Below are 16,822 nucleotides of genomic sequence, written 5' to 3' on the forward strand. Positions count from 1 at the left end.
GATAGAACCCTTAATCACAATCGTCCTTGTCTAGATCAATCACATACAAACAGGATTAGTAAGTCCGTGTGGTGTTTTTTAATAAATGCTTTTGTTCAGCAGCCAACCATTGTTGTGTATCCGTGGAGGTTGCTGTTGTGGTATTAAATACAAAATCAGTTTGATACATATCCAAGTGAAAATAAAGTCGATAGCGTTCACCTTCAATCAGTTTCAGTTGGGTCAGGGTGTTGGCATCTTCTATTTCAAAATCATCGAGTGAAATCGATTGCTGCAAACGACTACTGATTGTACTAAAACTAATAGAAGAACCATTTAAAGCAACTGAGACTTCATAGTTTTCGATCACTTTAGGATCATTTTCAGGATGATCAATCGGGCCATTCTTCAGTTGATTTTGGCGTTGGGGAAGGCGGGATTGTGCAAAAGCCATGTGCTGATCGCTGATCATCAAGCCGCCATCCATAGGTATCATCTGTTGTGTTGCCACATGTTGCATTTGAAATAGACGTAAACCGAGCAATAAGCCCTGCTGAGCCTGTTGCCGCCAATCCTCTACATACGCATTTGAAGGTGAAAACTCTAAAATACTGTTACCGATTGGATAAAGCTTAGCAGGTTCAGGCCATTGAATATGATTCTGATAGTTTTGATGAACCTGCCACGAGAGTAATTCACGATCTGAATCCCATAAAGTATCGCCAATCCATCCTTGTCGTTCATATACTGGAGTTTGATTGGCATCGATCAGTCGGAGATCAATGCTGAAAGATTTGGACTGAAACCAGTACACAATGGTTTTTTCATCGGTCATGCCATTGAAGAAGCTGATACTTTTACGTCTAAAGCATCCCAGTAAATAGCGCGGTAAGGGGAAGTGAGTATCCATTGGGGTTGGCTTAAGTTGTATTAGTACGTCAAATAGATTCATTCGCTTGCTCCTTGTTCATTTAAACCAAAGGAGTACAGCGGACGGGCATTTTCAAGTACCAACTCACCTGACTGAATGCGTTGCTTGAGGTACATAAAGGTTTGAGCGGTTTGATTAAATAGATGCTCACCACCTTTCATTGGAGGATATAACGATGCTTCATTTGGAATTAGTGGTTGAATCAGATAGTCATAATCACAGGAGAAGAACAGTGGAAAAGAGTAACGTTCTTGTTGCACCCGTCTCACACGATGCTTGGTTGCCAGATAACGACCATTGGATAAGATCTCCATCATGTCACCAATATTCATTACCATGGTGTTTTCGATTAAAGGAATATCCACCCATTCACCTTGTTTATTGAGTACTTGTAAACCTTCAGCCGTTGGAAATAACAGGGTAAAACATTCATAGTCAGTATGTGCGCCGATACCTGATTGATCTTCTGCCTCGGGATTGTAAGGGTAGTGAATCAGCCTCAATTGGCTTGGTGCATGCTTTGAATGCGGTTCAAAAAAGTCCTCAGTCAAATCAAGTGCCAAAGCAAAAGCTTTAAATAGTTGATTGCCGATGGCTTTGATATGTTGATAATAATTTAAGACGGTGTATTTAAAGTGGGCATCTTCAGGCCATAGCGTTGGGCCGATTAAAGGGCGACGATGCAGCTCACCGAGATAGTCATAATTAATGTCATAAGATTCTTTCAGATCATAGACATTGGCTTTGAATTGTTCTTCACCGATTGGCACATAACCACTATGATTTTCTGAAAGACCAATATAATGCTGCATTTTAGTGGCTTGGTCTTGGCTAAAATATTGCTGTGCAGTTTGTATTAACTGATCGAACAGTTCGGGCTGAAATTGTTCTCCTTGAATGTATAAGAAGCCAACCTCCTTACAGGCTTGATCAAGTTGCTTCACCACTTGTTTACGATCTTCTAAACTTTCGTTGTTGAGGAGTGAAATATCAATTAAGGGCAACACATAATCATGGTTCATGAGATTCACCATTGGCTGGTCGTCCAGCAATAAATGAAGCAGATTGGGTCGTCCCAAACGCTATTTTATTTCTGTGTACTCATTTGGGTCATACGTGGAATTTTAGGTAAATCTTGTAGTGCAGGGTCGAGTTGTTCCTCTTGGTGATGCACCAACAGATCAACCCGCTGCCGTAGTTGCTTAAATTCAGGGGAATGCATCAGCTCGATGGTCCGTGGGCGTGGTAAATTGACCTCAATAATCTCTTTGACCTCACCAGGATTGGCTTTTAAAGCCACAATACGATCTGCCAATAAAATGGCTTCATCCATATCATGCGTGACAAATAAAATGGTGATATCAATGTTTTGCCACAAGTCCATGAGATGCTTTTGCATTTTTTGACGGGTGTAGGGGTCGAGTGCGCCAAAAGGCTCATCCATGAGTAAAATCTTGGGTTCATTGACTAAGGCGCGGGCAATGGCGACACGCTGTTTCATCCCACCTGAAAGTTCATGTGGGAACTGATTTTCATATTTTTCTAAGCCAATAATATTGATCCATTCACGTGCCATTTCTTCGGCACGGGTTTGACTGATACCTTTCATCAAAGGACCAAACATCACATTTTCTTTGACGGTTTTCCATGGAAATAAGGTATAGCCTTGAAACACCATGCCACGTTCTGAACTCGGGCCTTTAATCTTTTGCCCTTCAACCAGAACCTCACCACTGTGGTAGTCATCTAGACCTGCAACCACACGGCTTAAAGTTGATTTTCCACATCCAGAAGGACCAATCACACAGACAAACTCACGTTTATGAATACGTAAATCAATTTGGTTGAGTATGGTTCGTTCAGATGTGCCATGCTGAAAAATTTGCGTCAGTTGCTTGGTTTCCAACATCACGGGACGCGTATAAATATGCTCAAAATAGGCTTTGGCATCAAAATTATCCGCCATATTTATACTCCCTTTTTCCATTTAAATAGGTATGTGCCGAGTTTCATTAAAATCAAATCACACAACAGTCCAATCACCCCGATAATCAGGATGGCGGCATAAACATTGTCAAAGTTCTGATAACGCGCTTGTTGAGTAATGAACCAGGTAATTCCTGAGGTTGCACCAATCAGTTCTGACACAATTAAATAGGTCCACGCCCAACCGAGTAAAACTCTTTGATCACGATAAATGTCAGGCAGTGCCGCTGGGATTACTACATGAAACAGGCTTTTAAGCTTATTGGTGCCTAGTGTATAGCCTGCTTCAACCAAGCCGCGATCAACCATTCGGGTGGTATTGGCAATGATCAAAATTTGTTGAAATAAGGTACCAATCACGATAATGGCAATTTTCGGGGCATCATTAATACCTAAAATCGCCACTGCTAATGCCCCAAAAGCAGGTGCAGGCAAGTAGCGAAAGAACTCGACAAAGGGTTCGGTCAGCTTAGAGATGGTATTGGAAAAACCACACAGAATACCGAACGGGACGCCAATCAATGAAGAGATAAAAAATGCCTTAAAGACAATCTTGATACTGTGCCACAGGCTTTGGTGTAACCATGGTGCATCGGCCTGTTGAGGTGGAGTGGTAAAAGATGTAAATAAGGCTTTCGCCACTTGATGCGGTGCAGGCAAATAAATGGGATTGACCAGGATACCTGTAGGCGGTGTTTTGCCTTGATTGACGGCATCTTGTGCTTCTGCATAATAAGCCTGCTTATCTATTCGGGTTCCTGCCTGTAGATAAGTGGCTGAGCCTGCATTGGTAATTTGAACTTGTGGATGCCAGATAAAGGGTAAGTAACTGACACAGCTCCAGATCAGAATGGGGATTAGAAAAGATCCCAAACTCAAGTAAAGCTTTTTCCTTTTTGATAATACTGAATGATGCATAGGTGCACACCCGTAGTAATACTAATTGAATAAAACGTAATACTAATTAGCAATTTTGATGCCAGTGCAGATACTGAATAGCAAAATCAGGATGAAGTGCATTCAATGAAAAGTGAGATAAGCACTTTGTAATTTGATAACGATACATGTGCCTATCTTTAAATGAGTCCTTAATTATTGAATAGATTGAGATTGTTGAATTTTATCAGCAATTGATTAGGAGATTCTACCCATGCTGGGTCAGGCTGAATACAATCAATCGGGCAGACCGCGAGGCAGGTAGGCGCTGTGTAGAAACCGATTATTCAGTGCAACGTTGTAGATCAATTTCATAGACTCTCGCACATTTTTGAACCTAATATAGATCTACATTCATCAGCAGTAAAATTAGTGGTGATCTGAATACCTCTTATAGAGTAAATTGCAATTTTTTTAGGATGAAAATTTAAATAAACAGAATGTTTTCTTTCTAGTTCAACTGACGCCACCTCCAACAAAACTCTTTATATAAATCAGCCACTTTTTAAAAAACTATATATTGGAACGGCTTATAGAAGATTCCTGTGTTTGAAGTTTACCCAACTCTATTTTTTATATTGCTAAGTATTCATCTTGTATAGTCTTTCATCATCATATACAAAACAAATTCGATGAAAAAGAGCAAGGCTGTGGGGTTTTCAGTAGATGTTAGGTCTTACTGATCAGAAAGGTAATGGCAATGCTAGCTTTAAACTAACAGGTGAAGAAGGTCTAGATATCGTTGAGGAGTTCTATACAGAGGAAGCAGAATCTGAGCAACATCAGCAAAGGCATGATTTAACTCATGTACAGGATATTCAGAAAGGGTTGCAGCAGTCGGTGCAGACTTTGAATTGAAAGAGGCTGAATATTTGTGTGAAGTTGTAACTAGGATTAAAGCGACATCTAATGTCGCTAATTCTTAATTACAAAGACACCATTAGTAAATTTGGTGATAGTGTTGAGTGATAAATCGCAGTGAGCCAAATAAAATGAAAAGAGATTGGGATGTAATTCGTAATTTGTTAATAGATATTGAGGAATTAACTTATTCAGATAGCTTTGATATCGATACTCATGCAATTGATAATCCGCAAGAAAAAATAAAATTAGAAATGGCGGATTTGTTACTCGCTAAAGGTTTCTTTACTGGAGAACGGGTATCATATCTTGATGGTGGATTGGGTCTATATAGCTTAAAGCTTACTTGGGATGGACATGAATTATTAGATACGCTTAGGGATCAGAATGTTTGGAATCGTATTCAAGAGATTTCTAAGGAAAAGGGTATAGATATAACTTTTGAGTCTATTAAGGTCATGCTTGGTTTGGCTTTGACCAGTTTGTTAACTTAGAGCGTTTTGGGATGATTTATATGGATTTGCATATATATGATAATTCATATATAAAGGTCTTATAAAATCTCAAAAGAGCTTAATTCGATGACAACTTCATCAACTGTGAAGATTTATCACAACCCAGCTTGTGGAACATCTCGGAATACTTTGGCTTTGATCCGTAATACAGGGATTGAGCCAACTGTGATTGAATATCTCATTACACCACCAAGTCATGACGAATTAGTTAAATTGATTCAGGATGCAAAATTAACAGTAAGAGAGGCCATTCGCCAGAATGTAGATCCTTATCGGGATTTAGACCTTGACCGTAGTGATTTGAGTGATGAGCAGTTACTTGGTTTTATGCTTGATCATCCAATATTGATTAATCGACCATTTGTTGTTACTGAATTAGGCACTCGCTTGAGCCGTCCCTCAGAAGTTGTCTTAGATATTCTACCACTACCTCAGAAGGGAGCCTTTACGAAAGAGGATGGTGAAAAAGTGATTGATGAAAATGGTCAACGAGTGAATTAAAAATTTTACTTTTTGTATATGATTATCCGCATATCCAAATAAGTGAATAGGAATTAAGAATGGATCAAGTTAATTTTTTTAAATGCTTATCAGATGAAACTCGGCTCAATATAGTGACTTTAGTCGCTGAGAATAAAGAATTATGTGTGTGTGATTTGACTGAAAAGTTGCAACTGAGTCAGCCAAAGATTTCTAGGCATTTAGCGTTATTGCGTTCTTCTGGTCTCTTACAGGACAGAAGACAAAGCCAATGGGTGTATTACAGCATTAATCCGCAGTTACCAACGTGGTGCCATGACGTTCTGAATCTTTTGGTAAGCAGTCAAACCATAGCGAATAAAGATTCCCAAAATATCCAAATAAATAGTTATTGCGAGTAACAAAATATGAAATTTCTTTTTTTGTGTACTGGAAATAGTTGCCGTAGCATCCTGTCAGAAGTTCTTTTTAACAGTCGTGCGCCTGAAGGGTGGAAAGCATACAGTGCAGGGAGTAAGCCATCAGGGCAAGTACATCCATTGACCATAGAAACTTTAGAAAATCTTGGTCTTTCAACAGTTGGCTTGTGGAGCAAAACCATTGATGACTGCGAACAATATCAACCTGACGTGGTGATTACTGTTTGTGATTCAGCAGCGCAAGAAGCGTGTCCACTTTATTTAGGTGGAGCGATTAAAGCACACTGGGGCTTGGCTGATCCATCACACCTAGACTTGCCTAAAGAAGAAAAATTACAGGCATTCCAAGTCACTGTAGACCATATCAATCATCGCTTGGATGCTCTATTTGCACTGGATACAGCAAATATGACACGCCCTGAGTTGATTGCTGCAATCAATCACATCTCAGATATTGAATGAGAACATCATGGCCCAACAAAGACTGTCATTTTTAGATCGTAACCTCACGCTATGGATTTTCATTGCGATGGGGTTGGGGATTGCGGTAGGTGTGTTCTTTCCACAAGCTTCAGTTACTTTAGATAAAATGAGTGTGGATTCTGTCAATATTCCAATTGCGATTGGTTTGATTCTCATGATGTATCCACCATTAGCTAAAGTGGACTATGCCGCTTTGCCACAAGTGTTTAAAGACAAGAAGACATTGACGCTTTCCTTAGTGCAAAACTGGGTGATAGCACCAGTACTAATGTTTGCATTAGCCATTATTTTTTTGCATAGCTATCCAGAGTACATGACAGGCTTAATCCTGATTGGTTTAGCTCGTTGTATTGCAATGGTCTTGGTCTGGAATGGTTTAGCTTGTGGTGATAACCAATATGTTGCAGCATTGGTGGCATTCAATAGTATTTTCCAGATTCTGTTTTTTAGTACCTATGCTTGGTTATTTCTGACTTTCTTACCGCCATATTTTGGCGTTGCAGGGCAGGTGATTAATGTCGATTTTTGGACGATTACCCATGCGGTATTGGTTTACTTGGGAATTCCATTTTTCCTTGGCTTTATTACGCGATTCACTCTAGTGAAAGCTAAAGGTCTTGAGTGGTATCAAAATGTCTTCTTACCTAAGATCAGTCCACTGAGTTTGTTAGCTTTATTGTTCACGATTGTGGCGATGTTTAGCCTAAAAGGTAACGATGTGGTGAGCTTACCGATGGATGTCTTGCGTATTGCCATTCCATTGACGATTTACTTTATCGTGATGTTCTTCATTAGCTTCTTTATGAGCAAATGGATGGGGAATGACTATCCTAAAACAACAGCAATTTCCTTTACTGCTGCTGGGAATAATTTTGAACTGGCTTTGGCTGTCGCAATTGCAACCTTTGGTTTAGCTTCACCTGTGGCATTTACCACAGTGATTGGTCCATTGGTTGAAGTGCCTGTGTTGATTGCTTTAGTTAGTGTGTCTTTGTGGCTTAGAAAAAAGTTTTTTAAAGAAGAGGTTTAATTTTTATGACTCTCCCAAATGTAGATATGAATCTTCTCGATCAACCTACTTTAGAGAAAGTACAAGCAAAGGAGTTGGATCATCCACCTCGTATTTTGTTGCTGTATGGTTCTAATCGTGAGCGTTCATACAGCCGATTGGCGGTAATGGAAGCAGGGCGTATTTTGGAACAGTTTGGTGCAGAAGTAAAAATCTTTCATCCTAAAGGTTTGCCCTTACCTGAAGATGCAGACACGGAGCATCCAAAGGTGAAAGAATTACATGATTTACTCGCTTGGGCAGAAGGGATGGTGTGGTGCTCACCTGAACGTCATGGCTCAATGAGTTCGATTTTTAAATCACAAATTGACTGGATACCATTGGCTGGCGGTGCAATTCGAGCAACGCAAGGAAAAACGTTGGCATTGATGCAAGTCAGTGGTGGTTCGCAGTCCTTTAACAGCTTAAACCAGATGCGTATTTTAGGCCGTTGGATGCGCATGATCACTATTCCTAACCAATCATCTATTCCAAAAGCTTTTTTAGAGTTTGAAGAAGATGGAAGAATGAAACCTTCAGCTTTCTATGATCGAATTGTCGATGTAATGGAAGAACTATATAAGTTCACCTTGCTCACTCGTGGACAAAGTCGGTACCTTACAGATCGTTATTCAGAGCGAAAAGAGTCAGCTGAGGAGTTAACAAACCGTGTTAATCAGCGTAATCTGTAAAGAGATACGAAGGATTTTAAATGGTAATGAGTAATAAAATGTAGGTAGAAATAAATGAAAAATGAATCTATATTTCTATTAGATAGGAGTTAGTTATGAAATATTTTTTATTAGTTATGGCATTGTTTGGCAGCTTAAGTCTTACTGCTTGTGCTGTACATACACGTGAAGGGAGCATCGTCGTTGATCCAGAAGGTCGACTGAATGATGGTCGTTATAATGATGGTCATGGGAATGGGCGTTTCTGTCCACCAGGGCAGGCGAAGAAAGGAAATTGTTAGTAGTTTATCGAACTTGTTAGCATGTAATTGCTCAAATCTGACCTGACAGTTACCCATTTATTAATGTGCTGTGAGATTAAATTTGAGCTAAATTTTTCTCCCCTTTTTAAATCTATAGAAAGGCAATAGGAAAAAATTGGGTAAATCAAAGTAGTCTTAAAATAAAACAGTAGGTTATTAATTAAGTTCAACTGACGCCATCTCCACCAAAATTCGTTATATAAATCAGCCACTTTTTTAAGTGGCTTTTTTATTGCCACATTTTCCCCACATTAAAATGTGGCGTAAAAAAGAGACCTAAAAAGGTCTCATGAATAGAAATCAGTTTTAATCAATTTTCAGCTTTGCAATTTCAGCCTTATTTTTATCCTCATACATCCATTTAGCATAACGTTTCATCATCTACCAAACTAATCAATCAAAGAGCAAGGAAGCAGGATTTTCTTAATAGACTCTGGATTTGTAGCACGATAAGGTTATGGTAATGCCAGTTTTGAGGTGGGTGGTGAAGAGAGCTTGGATAGTGGATCAAAAAACAGAAGTACGTCAGCAACTGTATGGCCTGCCTCGTATTTAATATATTTGAGAGCTTTATAACAACGATTGCAGATTGCTTTCAGAAGTGAGGTTTATTTTTTAAGTATTTAATTTGTATTGTGAAAAATAAATAATGAACAACTTTCATTGATCATGTGTAATCCTGAATGAGTGCTGTTACAACATGTATAAATAGCTAGATTCTTTCACAGGATTATTTCAGTATGGATTGAGATCGTGGAATTTACAGGACGAGTATCATGGCAGTACGGCATAGTATCTTTTTTAAATGTTTTTCTATTTTGGGGCTTGTGGCAAGTACTGCCATCACAAGCGTGACTTTTGCAAGTTCCGAGCAGGCGTGGAACAAACATGATCAGGATATAAAAACGGCTTGCATAAAAGCTAGCCAACTCAAAAATGCCAAGCCAGTGAGTAATATCATGCTGTTTGAGGATCGGGTAGGATATTCTGCAGTTCTGATTCAAGGAAAATATCCGCAAGCACATATGAAAAACAAAACGGGTCAAGAACTCTGTTTATGGAACAAGACTTCTAAGAAAGCTTATTTAACTGAAGCAAACATGAAAGTACATTAAAAAGTAAATATGCTCCTTTTAAGCTTATGCAGTGAGCGTTTTTAACCTATCAAAAAATGTACAAAAGGGTGTGGAGCAAGATTGGGTAAATTTGAATTCTTAAATAAAATTAATATAAGGCATGGAGTTATTGATTTAATTCAACAGATGTTATTTCTACCAAAACTCCTCATATAAATCAGCTATTTTTTAAATGGCTTTTTTATTGGACAGACTTTTGACCGGTTGAGTTTTACCATCTCTATTTTATTTTTATCGAGAGGCATCCACTTTGCAAAGTGTTTCATCATATGGTTATTGGGTTTGATACAAAGACTGAATTAAGTCTTTCTAATGTCATATTCTATTTTTGCTTAGCCAAGCATCTTGATATGAATAAGAAAAGTAAACCTTCCTTTCTAATGACTGATTAAACAGAAAGCTTAAAGCAAGCCAAAAAATGAGCATGTTGATATTGTAGAAGACACCTCTCAATAGCAGTATTGAGAGGTATCTAGTATTTATTGAACAATAATATAGTCAGGATTTGCGATAGCAAAAGCCGCTTCACGATCAGGTGCTGGTGGGTAGATCCAGACAGTATTAATTTCTTGTTTAACTTTCTTTGCTTCGTCTCTTACTATACGAACTTGACGATCCCAACCTTCAGTAAATAAAGCACCCCAAGCTCCTAAATCCAAACATGTTACATATTTAGGTTGGCTGTAGGCATGAGAAGGTAACCCGACCAGTTCAGCAGCAGCATTATGACCTGCAACGCGGCCTAAACTTAAGGCATGTTGGCAGGACATAACGGTAAAGTTGCCATGCTCATCCGTAGCAGCTTTGACCGTATCACCTGTGACAAAAATATTTTTTGCAGCAGGCGCATGCAAGAAAGAATCACCAAGTACACGACCTAGATGATCTTTTTCACCAGAGATTTGGGCGGTGAGTGGATGTGCACGCATACCTGCTGTCCAAATAATGGTATCACTTTCAATTTTTTCGCCATTTGAAAGTGTTACACCAGATGAATCTAATGCGGTAACGACAACATTTGCTTTGCCTTCAATGCCCATTTCAGTGAATGCTTCTTGGACTACCGTCGCTGCTGTATTGCCCATCGCATTCCCAATTTCTTTAGATGAGTCAATCAGCACAATACGAAGATTGTCATTTGAACCTAAAATATTGCGTAATCGTTCTGGCATTTCAGTTACGGTTTCGATTCCAGTTAGACCACCACCAACCACAACTACGGTATTCCGAGCTGTACTGAATGGTTTTTGAGCTAAGCCTTTGAGATGTTGTTCAAGTTCTTTTGCTCCTGCTAGATCGCTGACGTTGAAAGCATATTGAAAAAGTCCTGGGATATTCGGTAAAAATGCAGTGCTGCCTGTCGCTAAAATAAAACGATCATAAGCAATAATCGTATTTTTACCATCGGACTCTTTAATTTGAACTTCCTGTTTATTTTCATCAATGTATTCCACAATGCCCGCAATATGCTTTACGCCGATTGCATTAAGCAGTGGAGAAAGATCAGGATTCATGTTTTCAAGTGATTGTTCATAAAGTCGTGGCCGAATCGCTAGGTGAGGGGATGGTGATACCATGAGCACCTCAATATCACTTTCTTGATCTGCGAGGGTAATTGCTCTTTGAGCAGAGATTGCAGCCCACAAGCCAGCGAAGCCAGAACCTGCAATGATGATACGTTTAGTCATGAGTTTATCCTTTTTGTTCCGCAAATAAGTTTGTTTAAATTGTGTTCAAACATTAAATTCAGGGTGAGCAAATTCTTTCCCGTACAAATCGAGAAATAAGAGAAAAAATAAGGTGTTAAAAAATAGATTTATCTAGAATGAACTAGGGTTTGTCTCTAGAAGAGGAGTCTTTTCTCATTTTTGAGGTTCTTCCATTCATACGGTTATTAATCCAGCCATTCACATCACTAAAGAATACGTCTGGGGCTTTTCTACCAAAGCGTTCGGAAACATCGGCCAGAGAATGGGTTGATAATGCAGTTCTCATGGCATTTTCTGCTTGTTGCATGACTGCGTGAACTGCACAAACACCATCAGTCGCCCAAGCAGGAGTTTCATTGTTAAAAACAGCACATCTTCCGCGAACTTCTTGACAGTCAAAAAGAGGTTTAACACCCTCAATCGCATCAATAATATCGAGAAAACTGATTTCATCGGCAGGGCGTGCAAGTAAATATCCACCACGGATACCTTCCTGTGCGACCACAATTCCAGCTTTTTCTAACTTGGGAAATATCTTTGCTAGAAAGCTCGGTGAAACACCTTGTAATTCAGCTAAGTCACGGCTGCTAAGCGGTCTTTCTTCATTGTTTACAAGGAACAGAAGGCAATGAATTCCGTATTCCACACTCGAGGTTATATATGCCATGAAGACTCAAAACAGTTATTGCTTAAACAGAGATTAACTTTGTCTTAGTTATTTGTCAACAAAACTGGGATTAAATTAGTCTTAGTTTTGTTTTTATATGAAGCTAATCTCTTTAGGGGGAGAGGGAAATGGAAATGGAAAGAGGTTGGATAAAAAATGAAATTAAATATAAGTAAAAGTTGATATAGAACATTGTGTTATGTGATTTATTTAACTTGAACCATATCAGCCGAATTCGCCATCAAAATAAGCCTCTAATGTGATATTTATTTTTTGATTGCCTCTTTATTTTGCACAGCTTTTCATTATCCAATACGGTCCGTTCTAACTAAAACATCTTTCTTAAAGTGATTTAAGCGTAGAGATTACGGAATGACTTCTACTAGATTGATTGGTGCATAATGTCGGGTTGTCAGTTTTTAAAACCTTGAAGGATAATTGTTTTTTTAAATATTGATTTATAATAATTAAATCGAGGGATTTTAGTGGAGGGTAGCACCAGAATAAAGCTTAAGCTGAGGCTCTATTTTGCGATAAATTACAATTGAATTTAAATAAACTTTAAATGATAATAATTATTATTTATATGATGGAATGGCTATTCCATGTCCTCTTCCGCAATCAACCAACAGCTTACAACATTATATGAGCAACATCATACGTGGATTTATCATTGGTTGTATAAAAAATTGGGAAGCTCAGCCGATGCTGCTGATCTCGCGCAAGACACTTTTGTTCGGATTCTGGCTCGGCAACAACAACTCGAATTACAGCAACCCCGTGCGTATTTAGTCCATGTTGCAAAAGGACTCATGGTGAATTGGTTACAGCGGAAGGAGATTGAGCGAACTTATCTTGAGATTCTTGTTGAACAACCTGCACATGAACATCCATCACCAGAGCGTCAAGTCTTAATTATTGAAACATTGACAGAAATTGTGCAGTTACTGGCGGAGTTACCTTATACGGTACTTTTAACTTTTCTTTATGCTCAGTTGGAAAAATTAAAATATCAAGAAATTGCGGATAGGCTCGGTATTTCAGTCAGTACGGTAAAACGTAATATCCAGCGAGCGTATCTGCATTGTCTAGATGCTATGTTGGCTGCTGAGGATATTTAGACTTATGTCCAACGTGGATAAGCAGCAAATTTTAGAGCAAGCGATTGCATGGCTTATGCGTATGCAGGAAAAGAAACTTTCGTTAGAGGAACTCGAACAGTTACAGAAGTGGCAGCAACAAAGTTCTCTGCACCAAAAAGTTTGGCAAAAAGCGTTACTGCTACAAACCAAATTTTCAGATGTGCCAATTGAAGTAGCGATACCGGTTGTACAAAAAGTCAGCTACTCATCAAAGCAATATGATAAGAAATATCTCTGGTTATTGGCTTTGTTCCCTATTTTTTCAGGCCTATATTTGACTAGTCAACAACAACAATGGTTTGCCGATTATCGTAGTGGAATTGGGGAACGGAAAAGCATTGTTCTACCAGACGGCGGAAAGCTCTTACTAAATGCAGCTTCTGCAATTGATGTTGAATATACAGATCATCAAAGAAGGGTCATTTTGCGCAAAGGTGAGATCTGGATCGAAACGCAACATGACTCATTCAATCGTCCATTTATCGTGACGACTCAACAAGGGACAGTACAAGCATTAGGGACAAAATATTTGGTCAAAATGATGCCTGAGTCTTCTTATGTCACGGTTACCAAAGGAAAGGTGCTGGTTTCTCCCTATCAATCACAACAAAAGCAAATTGTTGAAATCAAACAACAGCTCAGTTTTGATAAGCAAAAAATCGACAAAATAAAACCGCTTGATGAGAGCCATATAGCTTGGACAAAAGGCTTTTTAATGGTCAATGATCTGACAGTAAAAGAATTTATTAGTCGTTTACAGCCTTATCAAAAAGGTTTAATTCGTGTAGATGCTGAAATTGAAAATATAAAAATATCGGGGACTTATCCGATTGATGATTTGCCTAAAGTTTATGCAATGCTTGAACAAACCTATGCTTTAAAGGTTGAGCAATATGCAGGTGGTTATTGGACCATGATTCAAAGTGCAAAATAAAAACAAAAAAATCTGTTTTCCGTGAGCTGATTTCTTTTTTTAACTGGCATAGATAAGGAAGGTACCATTCTTATTGATAAGGGGGGAATATGTACGCTCAACAGGGAAAAACTGTGCTCACACGAGCAATTAGGATCGCGTTACTCACTGCCGTATGTGGCATTTCGGTTGCAGTCCATGCAGCAGATGAACAAGCACAGCATCATTATGAAATTGGTTCAGGACAATTGGGGCAAGCATTATCCAGTTTTGCAATGCAATCAGGTATAGCATTGTCATTTGACCCTGCATTAACGAAAGGAATCAATACACAAGGTTTAAGTGGCTCTTATAGTATTGCTCAAGGGTTTGAGCAACTTTTGAAAGGGACCAATCTACAACTGGTTCAGCGTGATCATGGCGGCTGGAGCATTGAAAAAATTAAAAATCCTCCACCAAAACAGATTCGTGAAGTTGGACAACTCAAAAATATTGCGGTGAATGGTTCAGCACAGGCGGCGATAGATAACACCTCCCAACTTCCAGTGATTAAAGTAGCTGCGGATGATCTACAGACAGGCTTAAAGAAACAAACAAAATCAGGTGTATTAGGCAATAAAACTATCTTAGATACACCATTTTCTATCACGGTGGTTGAACGCAGTGATATTGAAAAACGTGGTGCGAAATCTATTGGGCAAATTTTTGCCAATGATGCCTCTGTTTATACGCCAACCAACTCGATGACGACCGATTGGTGGGGAACTCAAATTCGTGGGCTGGGTGTCCGTAACTATTATGTTGATGATGTTCCCATGTATTTATCTTGGGGTGGGGATTTCCCTGTAGAAGTTACGGACAGTGTCACCGCTTTGAAGGGATTGACGGGTTTTATGTATGGCTTTGGTACCCCTGGAGGGGCGATTAGCTATCAAACCAAGCGACCAACAGCGACGCCACAAAGCAGTGTTCAGCTCGACTATCGTGACAGTAGCTTATTTTCAGCTTACGTAGACAACAGTAATCATCTGGATAGCCTTGATTTAGATTATCGTTTTACCATCGGTGGGGATACAGGGAAGGCTTATAATGATACAGACAATAGCCGTTTCTTGACATCGCTTGCAGTGGATAAACAACTGACAGATCGTATAACCTGGCAAGCAAACGCGATTTATGAATATAACGATAGAAAGCATGAACCGATTCAATTCTACCTCGATAGTTATGATGTGCTAGGTAGTAAAGGCAAGCTACCCAAAGTTACCTATGATTATTCTAATTTAAATATTGATGGTTCTTACTACAAGACAGCCACTTTAGTCGCGTCTACAAATTTAAAGTGGCAGATTAATGATGACTGGACTGCTAAATATGACTTTGGATATACCCGTAAAAAGCATTTATCCAATAAAATATTTGCCAACATTGCAAACGAACAGGGCGATTACGAAGGAAATTTATATAGCTTTGCAGGCTTGTCCCAATACTTTCTGAATCAGTTGCAAATCACGGGCAATGTGCAAACTGGATTCATCAATCATGAGTTGGTTGCAGGCACGGGCTTTATTCGAAATTTTGATAAATATTCAGAATTTTTCTGGGGAGATTATTTCAAGGGAAACATCTACCGCAAACCAGATTATAGAATCACCCATAAAGCTGATTTTACCTTATCTCCAGAAAGTACACCAGAAAGCCAGACCTATGGCTACTTCAGTGACACCCTTCATTTTGGTCCAAAGTGGCAGGCAATTTTAGGTTTCCGTTATACCTATTTTGATAACGAAGCTGCCAGTGGTGCTGCAAATGGCTATAGTACTAAAAAGGCAACACCTACCGTCGCACTCATTTATAAACCGATTCCAGAAGCCACATTCTATACCAGTTATGTTGAGGGAATTGAACGGGGGCAGCGGATCGAAGCACCTTATGCGAATGCGGGTGGTCAGCTTGATGCAACGGTTAGTAAACAATACGAAGCTGGATTTAAATATGATCTTGATCAATTCAGCTTGAGCTCTGCATTATTCAGAGTTGAGCGTGTCGAAGCGATGGATATTATTCGAGATGGCTTAAAATATTTGACTCAAGATGGTTTGACCACCTATCAGGGTGTAGAAATGAACGGGAGTTATAAACCGTCAGACCAATTAAAGCTCGGTTTAGGATTTCTTCGTTTAGATGGAGAAATTAATCGTGTCTCGGATGAGAACAAAGCAATTGAAGGGAATAGCCCTGCATTTGCTGCAAAATGGCAAGCGGTTACCAGCGCTGAATATACATTGTCTATGCTTGAGGGCTTAAGTGTACATGGCAATGTCCGTTACAACGGATCTTCGTATATTACCAATAGCAACGAAATGAAAGTGCCCGCTTATACGGTTGTGAATTTGGGAACATCGTATAATTTTAAACTGAATAAATACGATGCGGTATTGAATGCCAATATTAATAACCTATTCAATAAAAAATATTGGGCAGGGGGTGGATATGGTGCAGGCAATTTTGGTGAAGCGTTAAATGGTTCACTGGGGTTGAAAATTAACTGGTAAGTGAAACGTATAAAAAAATCCAGTTTAGATACTGGATTTTTTATTGTAATAACTGAGTTTGATTTAAA

At 39.0% G+C, this 16,822-nt stretch carries 18 protein-coding genes and 1 pseudogene; 12 read left to right on the forward strand and 7 right to left on the reverse strand.

Annotation, left to right across the window (positions count from 1 at the left end):
* Window positions 1–55: 55 nt before the first annotated feature.
* The 5 genes and pseudogenes from F887_RS12990 to F887_RS18765 all read right to left on the reverse strand — a co-directional run.
* Complete coding sequence (locus F887_RS12990; protein ID WP_005292382.1) at window positions 56–931, reverse strand: hypothetical protein; 876 nt, start codon at window positions 929–931, stop codon at window positions 56–58.
* Window positions 928–1,944, reverse strand: a complete 1,017-nt coding sequence (locus F887_RS12985) for an isopenicillin N synthase family dioxygenase (RefSeq protein WP_005292385.1) — start codon at window positions 1,942–1,944, stop codon at window positions 928–930. The genes F887_RS12990 and F887_RS12985 overlap by 4 nt, the downstream gene beginning before the upstream one ends.
* A gap of 53 nt (window positions 1,945–1,997) precedes the next feature.
* Entirely contained in the window at window positions 1,998–2,876 is an 879-nt protein-coding gene (locus F887_RS12980) for an ABC transporter ATP-binding protein (protein ID WP_005292387.1), read from the reverse strand.
* 2 nt (window positions 2,877–2,878) lie between these two features.
* Window positions 2,879–3,814, reverse strand: coding sequence for an ABC transporter permease (locus F887_RS12975; protein ID WP_032862785.1), 936 nt, complete (start codon window positions 3,812–3,814; stop codon window positions 2,879–2,881).
* A gap of 170 nt (window positions 3,815–3,984) precedes the next feature.
* Window positions 3,985–4,157, reverse strand: a pseudogene (locus F887_RS18765) ((4Fe-4S)-binding protein); the annotation flags it as partial.
* Between the two features lie 341 nt (window positions 4,158–4,498).
* On the opposite strand from F887_RS18765, the gene F887_RS12970 reads away from it, so the two are divergent.
* The 9 genes from F887_RS12970 to F887_RS12930 all read left to right on the forward strand — a co-directional run bounded on the left by F887_RS12970 (window position 4,499) and on the right by F887_RS12930 (window position 9,747).
* Window positions 4,499–4,690 carry a hypothetical protein gene (locus F887_RS12970; RefSeq protein WP_005292391.1) on the forward strand — a complete coding sequence of 64 codons (192 nt, stop codon included), beginning with the start codon at window positions 4,499–4,501 and terminating at the stop codon, window positions 4,688–4,690.
* 134 nt (window positions 4,691–4,824) lie between these two features.
* Window positions 4,825–5,187, forward strand: coding sequence for a DUF2513 domain-containing protein (locus F887_RS12965; RefSeq protein WP_005292393.1), 363 nt, complete (start codon window positions 4,825–4,827; stop codon window positions 5,185–5,187).
* An 87-nt stretch (window positions 5,188–5,274) separates the two neighbouring features.
* Complete coding sequence (gene arsC / locus F887_RS12960) at window positions 5,275–5,709, forward strand: arsenate reductase (glutaredoxin) (RefSeq protein WP_005292395.1); 435 nt, start codon at window positions 5,275–5,277, stop codon at window positions 5,707–5,709.
* A gap of 59 nt (window positions 5,710–5,768) precedes the next feature.
* Complete coding sequence (locus F887_RS12955) at window positions 5,769–6,089, forward strand: metalloregulator ArsR/SmtB family transcription factor (protein WP_005292397.1); 321 nt, start codon at window positions 5,769–5,771, stop codon at window positions 6,087–6,089.
* A 6-nt stretch (window positions 6,090–6,095) separates the two neighbouring features.
* On the forward strand, window positions 6,096–6,569 hold the full coding sequence (locus F887_RS12950) for an arsenate reductase ArsC (RefSeq protein WP_005292399.1): 474 nt from the start codon (window positions 6,096–6,098) through the stop codon (window positions 6,567–6,569).
* A gap of 7 nt (window positions 6,570–6,576) precedes the next feature.
* Complete coding sequence (gene arsB, locus F887_RS12945) at window positions 6,577–7,620, forward strand: ACR3 family arsenite efflux transporter (RefSeq protein WP_005292402.1); 1,044 nt, start codon at window positions 6,577–6,579, stop codon at window positions 7,618–7,620.
* Window positions 7,621–7,625: 5 nt separating this feature from the next.
* Window positions 7,626–8,330 carry an arsenical resistance protein ArsH gene (arsH, locus tag F887_RS12940; RefSeq protein ID WP_005292404.1) on the forward strand — a complete coding sequence of 235 codons (705 nt, stop codon included), beginning with the start codon at window positions 7,626–7,628 and terminating at the stop codon, window positions 8,328–8,330.
* A gap of 95 nt (window positions 8,331–8,425) precedes the next feature.
* Complete coding sequence (locus tag F887_RS12935; RefSeq protein WP_005292406.1) at window positions 8,426–8,611, forward strand: hypothetical protein; 186 nt, start codon at window positions 8,426–8,428, stop codon at window positions 8,609–8,611.
* A 797-nt stretch (window positions 8,612–9,408) separates the two neighbouring features.
* Window positions 9,409–9,747: a hypothetical protein gene (locus tag F887_RS12930; RefSeq protein ID WP_005292408.1), complete on the forward strand. Its 339-nt coding sequence runs from the start codon at window positions 9,409–9,411 to the stop codon at window positions 9,745–9,747.
* Window positions 9,748–10,247: 500 nt separating this feature from the next.
* Here F887_RS12930 and F887_RS12925 read toward each other — a convergent pair whose 3' ends face one another.
* Both F887_RS12925 and F887_RS12920 read right to left on the reverse strand, forming a co-directional pair.
* Entirely contained in the window at window positions 10,248–11,456 is a 1,209-nt protein-coding gene (locus F887_RS12925) for an NAD(P)/FAD-dependent oxidoreductase (RefSeq protein ID WP_005292410.1), read from the reverse strand.
* Window positions 11,457–11,598: 142 nt separating this feature from the next.
* Window positions 11,599–12,144 (reverse strand): RrF2 family transcriptional regulator, encoded by a 546-nt coding sequence (locus F887_RS12920; RefSeq protein ID WP_005292412.1) that lies wholly within the window; start codon window positions 12,142–12,144, stop codon window positions 11,599–11,601.
* Between the two features lie 605 nt (window positions 12,145–12,749).
* Here F887_RS12920 and F887_RS12915 point away from each other — a divergent pair.
* From F887_RS12915 to F887_RS12905, 3 genes are all read left to right on the forward strand, one after another.
* Window positions 12,750–13,265 (forward strand): sigma-70 family RNA polymerase sigma factor, encoded by a 516-nt coding sequence (locus tag F887_RS12915; protein WP_005292414.1) that lies wholly within the window; start codon window positions 12,750–12,752, stop codon window positions 13,263–13,265.
* 4 nt (window positions 13,266–13,269) lie between these two features.
* Window positions 13,270–14,220 carry a FecR family protein gene (locus F887_RS12910; protein ID WP_005292417.1) on the forward strand — a complete coding sequence of 317 codons (951 nt, stop codon included), beginning with the start codon at window positions 13,270–13,272 and terminating at the stop codon, window positions 14,218–14,220.
* A gap of 89 nt (window positions 14,221–14,309) precedes the next feature.
* Entirely contained in the window at window positions 14,310–16,754 is a 2,445-nt protein-coding gene (locus tag F887_RS12905; protein WP_005292419.1) for a TonB-dependent siderophore receptor, read from the forward strand.
* The last annotated feature ends 68 nt before the right edge of the window (window positions 16,755–16,822 follow it).

This window comes from Acinetobacter sp. NIPH 2100 (assembly GCF_000369805.1).
Taxonomy (GTDB): domain Bacteria; phylum Pseudomonadota; class Gammaproteobacteria; order Pseudomonadales; family Moraxellaceae; genus Acinetobacter.

What these genes read in the sequence shown, in the direction of transcription:
- F887_RS12950 (WP_005292399.1), top strand. Translation starts at nt 6,096, where the DNA reads ATGAAATTTCTTTTTTTGTGTACTGGAAATAGTTGCCGTAGCATCCTG.
- arsB (WP_005292402.1), top strand. Translation starts at nt 6,577, where the DNA reads ATGGCCCAACAAAGACTGTCATTTTTAGATCGTAACCTCACGCTATGG.
- F887_RS12975 (WP_032862785.1), bottom strand. Translation starts at nt 3,814, where the DNA reads ATGCATCATTCAGTATTATCAAAAAGGAAAAAGCTTTACTTGAGTTTG.
- F887_RS12990 (WP_005292382.1), bottom strand. Translation starts at nt 931, where the DNA reads ATGAATCTATTTGACGTACTAATACAACTTAAGCCAACCCCAATGGAT.
- F887_RS12935 (WP_005292406.1), top strand. Translation starts at nt 8,426, where the DNA reads ATGAAATATTTTTTATTAGTTATGGCATTGTTTGGCAGCTTAAGTCTT.
- F887_RS12910 (WP_005292417.1), top strand. Translation starts at nt 13,270, where the DNA reads ATGTCCAACGTGGATAAGCAGCAAATTTTAGAGCAAGCGATTGCATGG.
- F887_RS12985 (WP_005292385.1), bottom strand. Translation starts at nt 1,944, where the DNA reads ATGGTGAATCTCATGAACCATGATTATGTGTTGCCCTTAATTGATATT.
- F887_RS12920 (WP_005292412.1), bottom strand. Translation starts at nt 12,144, where the DNA reads ATGGCATATATAACCTCGAGTGTGGAATACGGAATTCATTGCCTTCTG.
- arsH (WP_005292404.1), top strand. Translation starts at nt 7,626, where the DNA reads ATGACTCTCCCAAATGTAGATATGAATCTTCTCGATCAACCTACTTTA.
- F887_RS12965 (WP_005292393.1), top strand. Translation starts at nt 4,825, where the DNA reads ATGAAAAGAGATTGGGATGTAATTCGTAATTTGTTAATAGATATTGAG.
- arsC (WP_005292395.1), top strand. Translation starts at nt 5,275, where the DNA reads ATGACAACTTCATCAACTGTGAAGATTTATCACAACCCAGCTTGTGGA.
- F887_RS12970 (WP_005292391.1), top strand. Translation starts at nt 4,499, where the DNA reads ATGTTAGGTCTTACTGATCAGAAAGGTAATGGCAATGCTAGCTTTAAA.
- F887_RS12980 (WP_005292387.1), bottom strand. Translation starts at nt 2,876, where the DNA reads ATGGCGGATAATTTTGATGCCAAAGCCTATTTTGAGCATATTTATACG.
- F887_RS12930 (WP_005292408.1), top strand. Translation starts at nt 9,409, where the DNA reads ATGGCAGTACGGCATAGTATCTTTTTTAAATGTTTTTCTATTTTGGGG.
- F887_RS12915 (WP_005292414.1), top strand. Translation starts at nt 12,750, where the DNA reads ATGTCCTCTTCCGCAATCAACCAACAGCTTACAACATTATATGAGCAA.
- F887_RS12925 (WP_005292410.1), bottom strand. Translation starts at nt 11,456, where the DNA reads ATGACTAAACGTATCATCATTGCAGGTTCTGGCTTCGCTGGCTTGTGG.
- F887_RS12905 (WP_005292419.1), top strand. Translation starts at nt 14,310, where the DNA reads ATGTACGCTCAACAGGGAAAAACTGTGCTCACACGAGCAATTAGGATC.
- F887_RS12955 (WP_005292397.1), top strand. Translation starts at nt 5,769, where the DNA reads ATGGATCAAGTTAATTTTTTTAAATGCTTATCAGATGAAACTCGGCTC.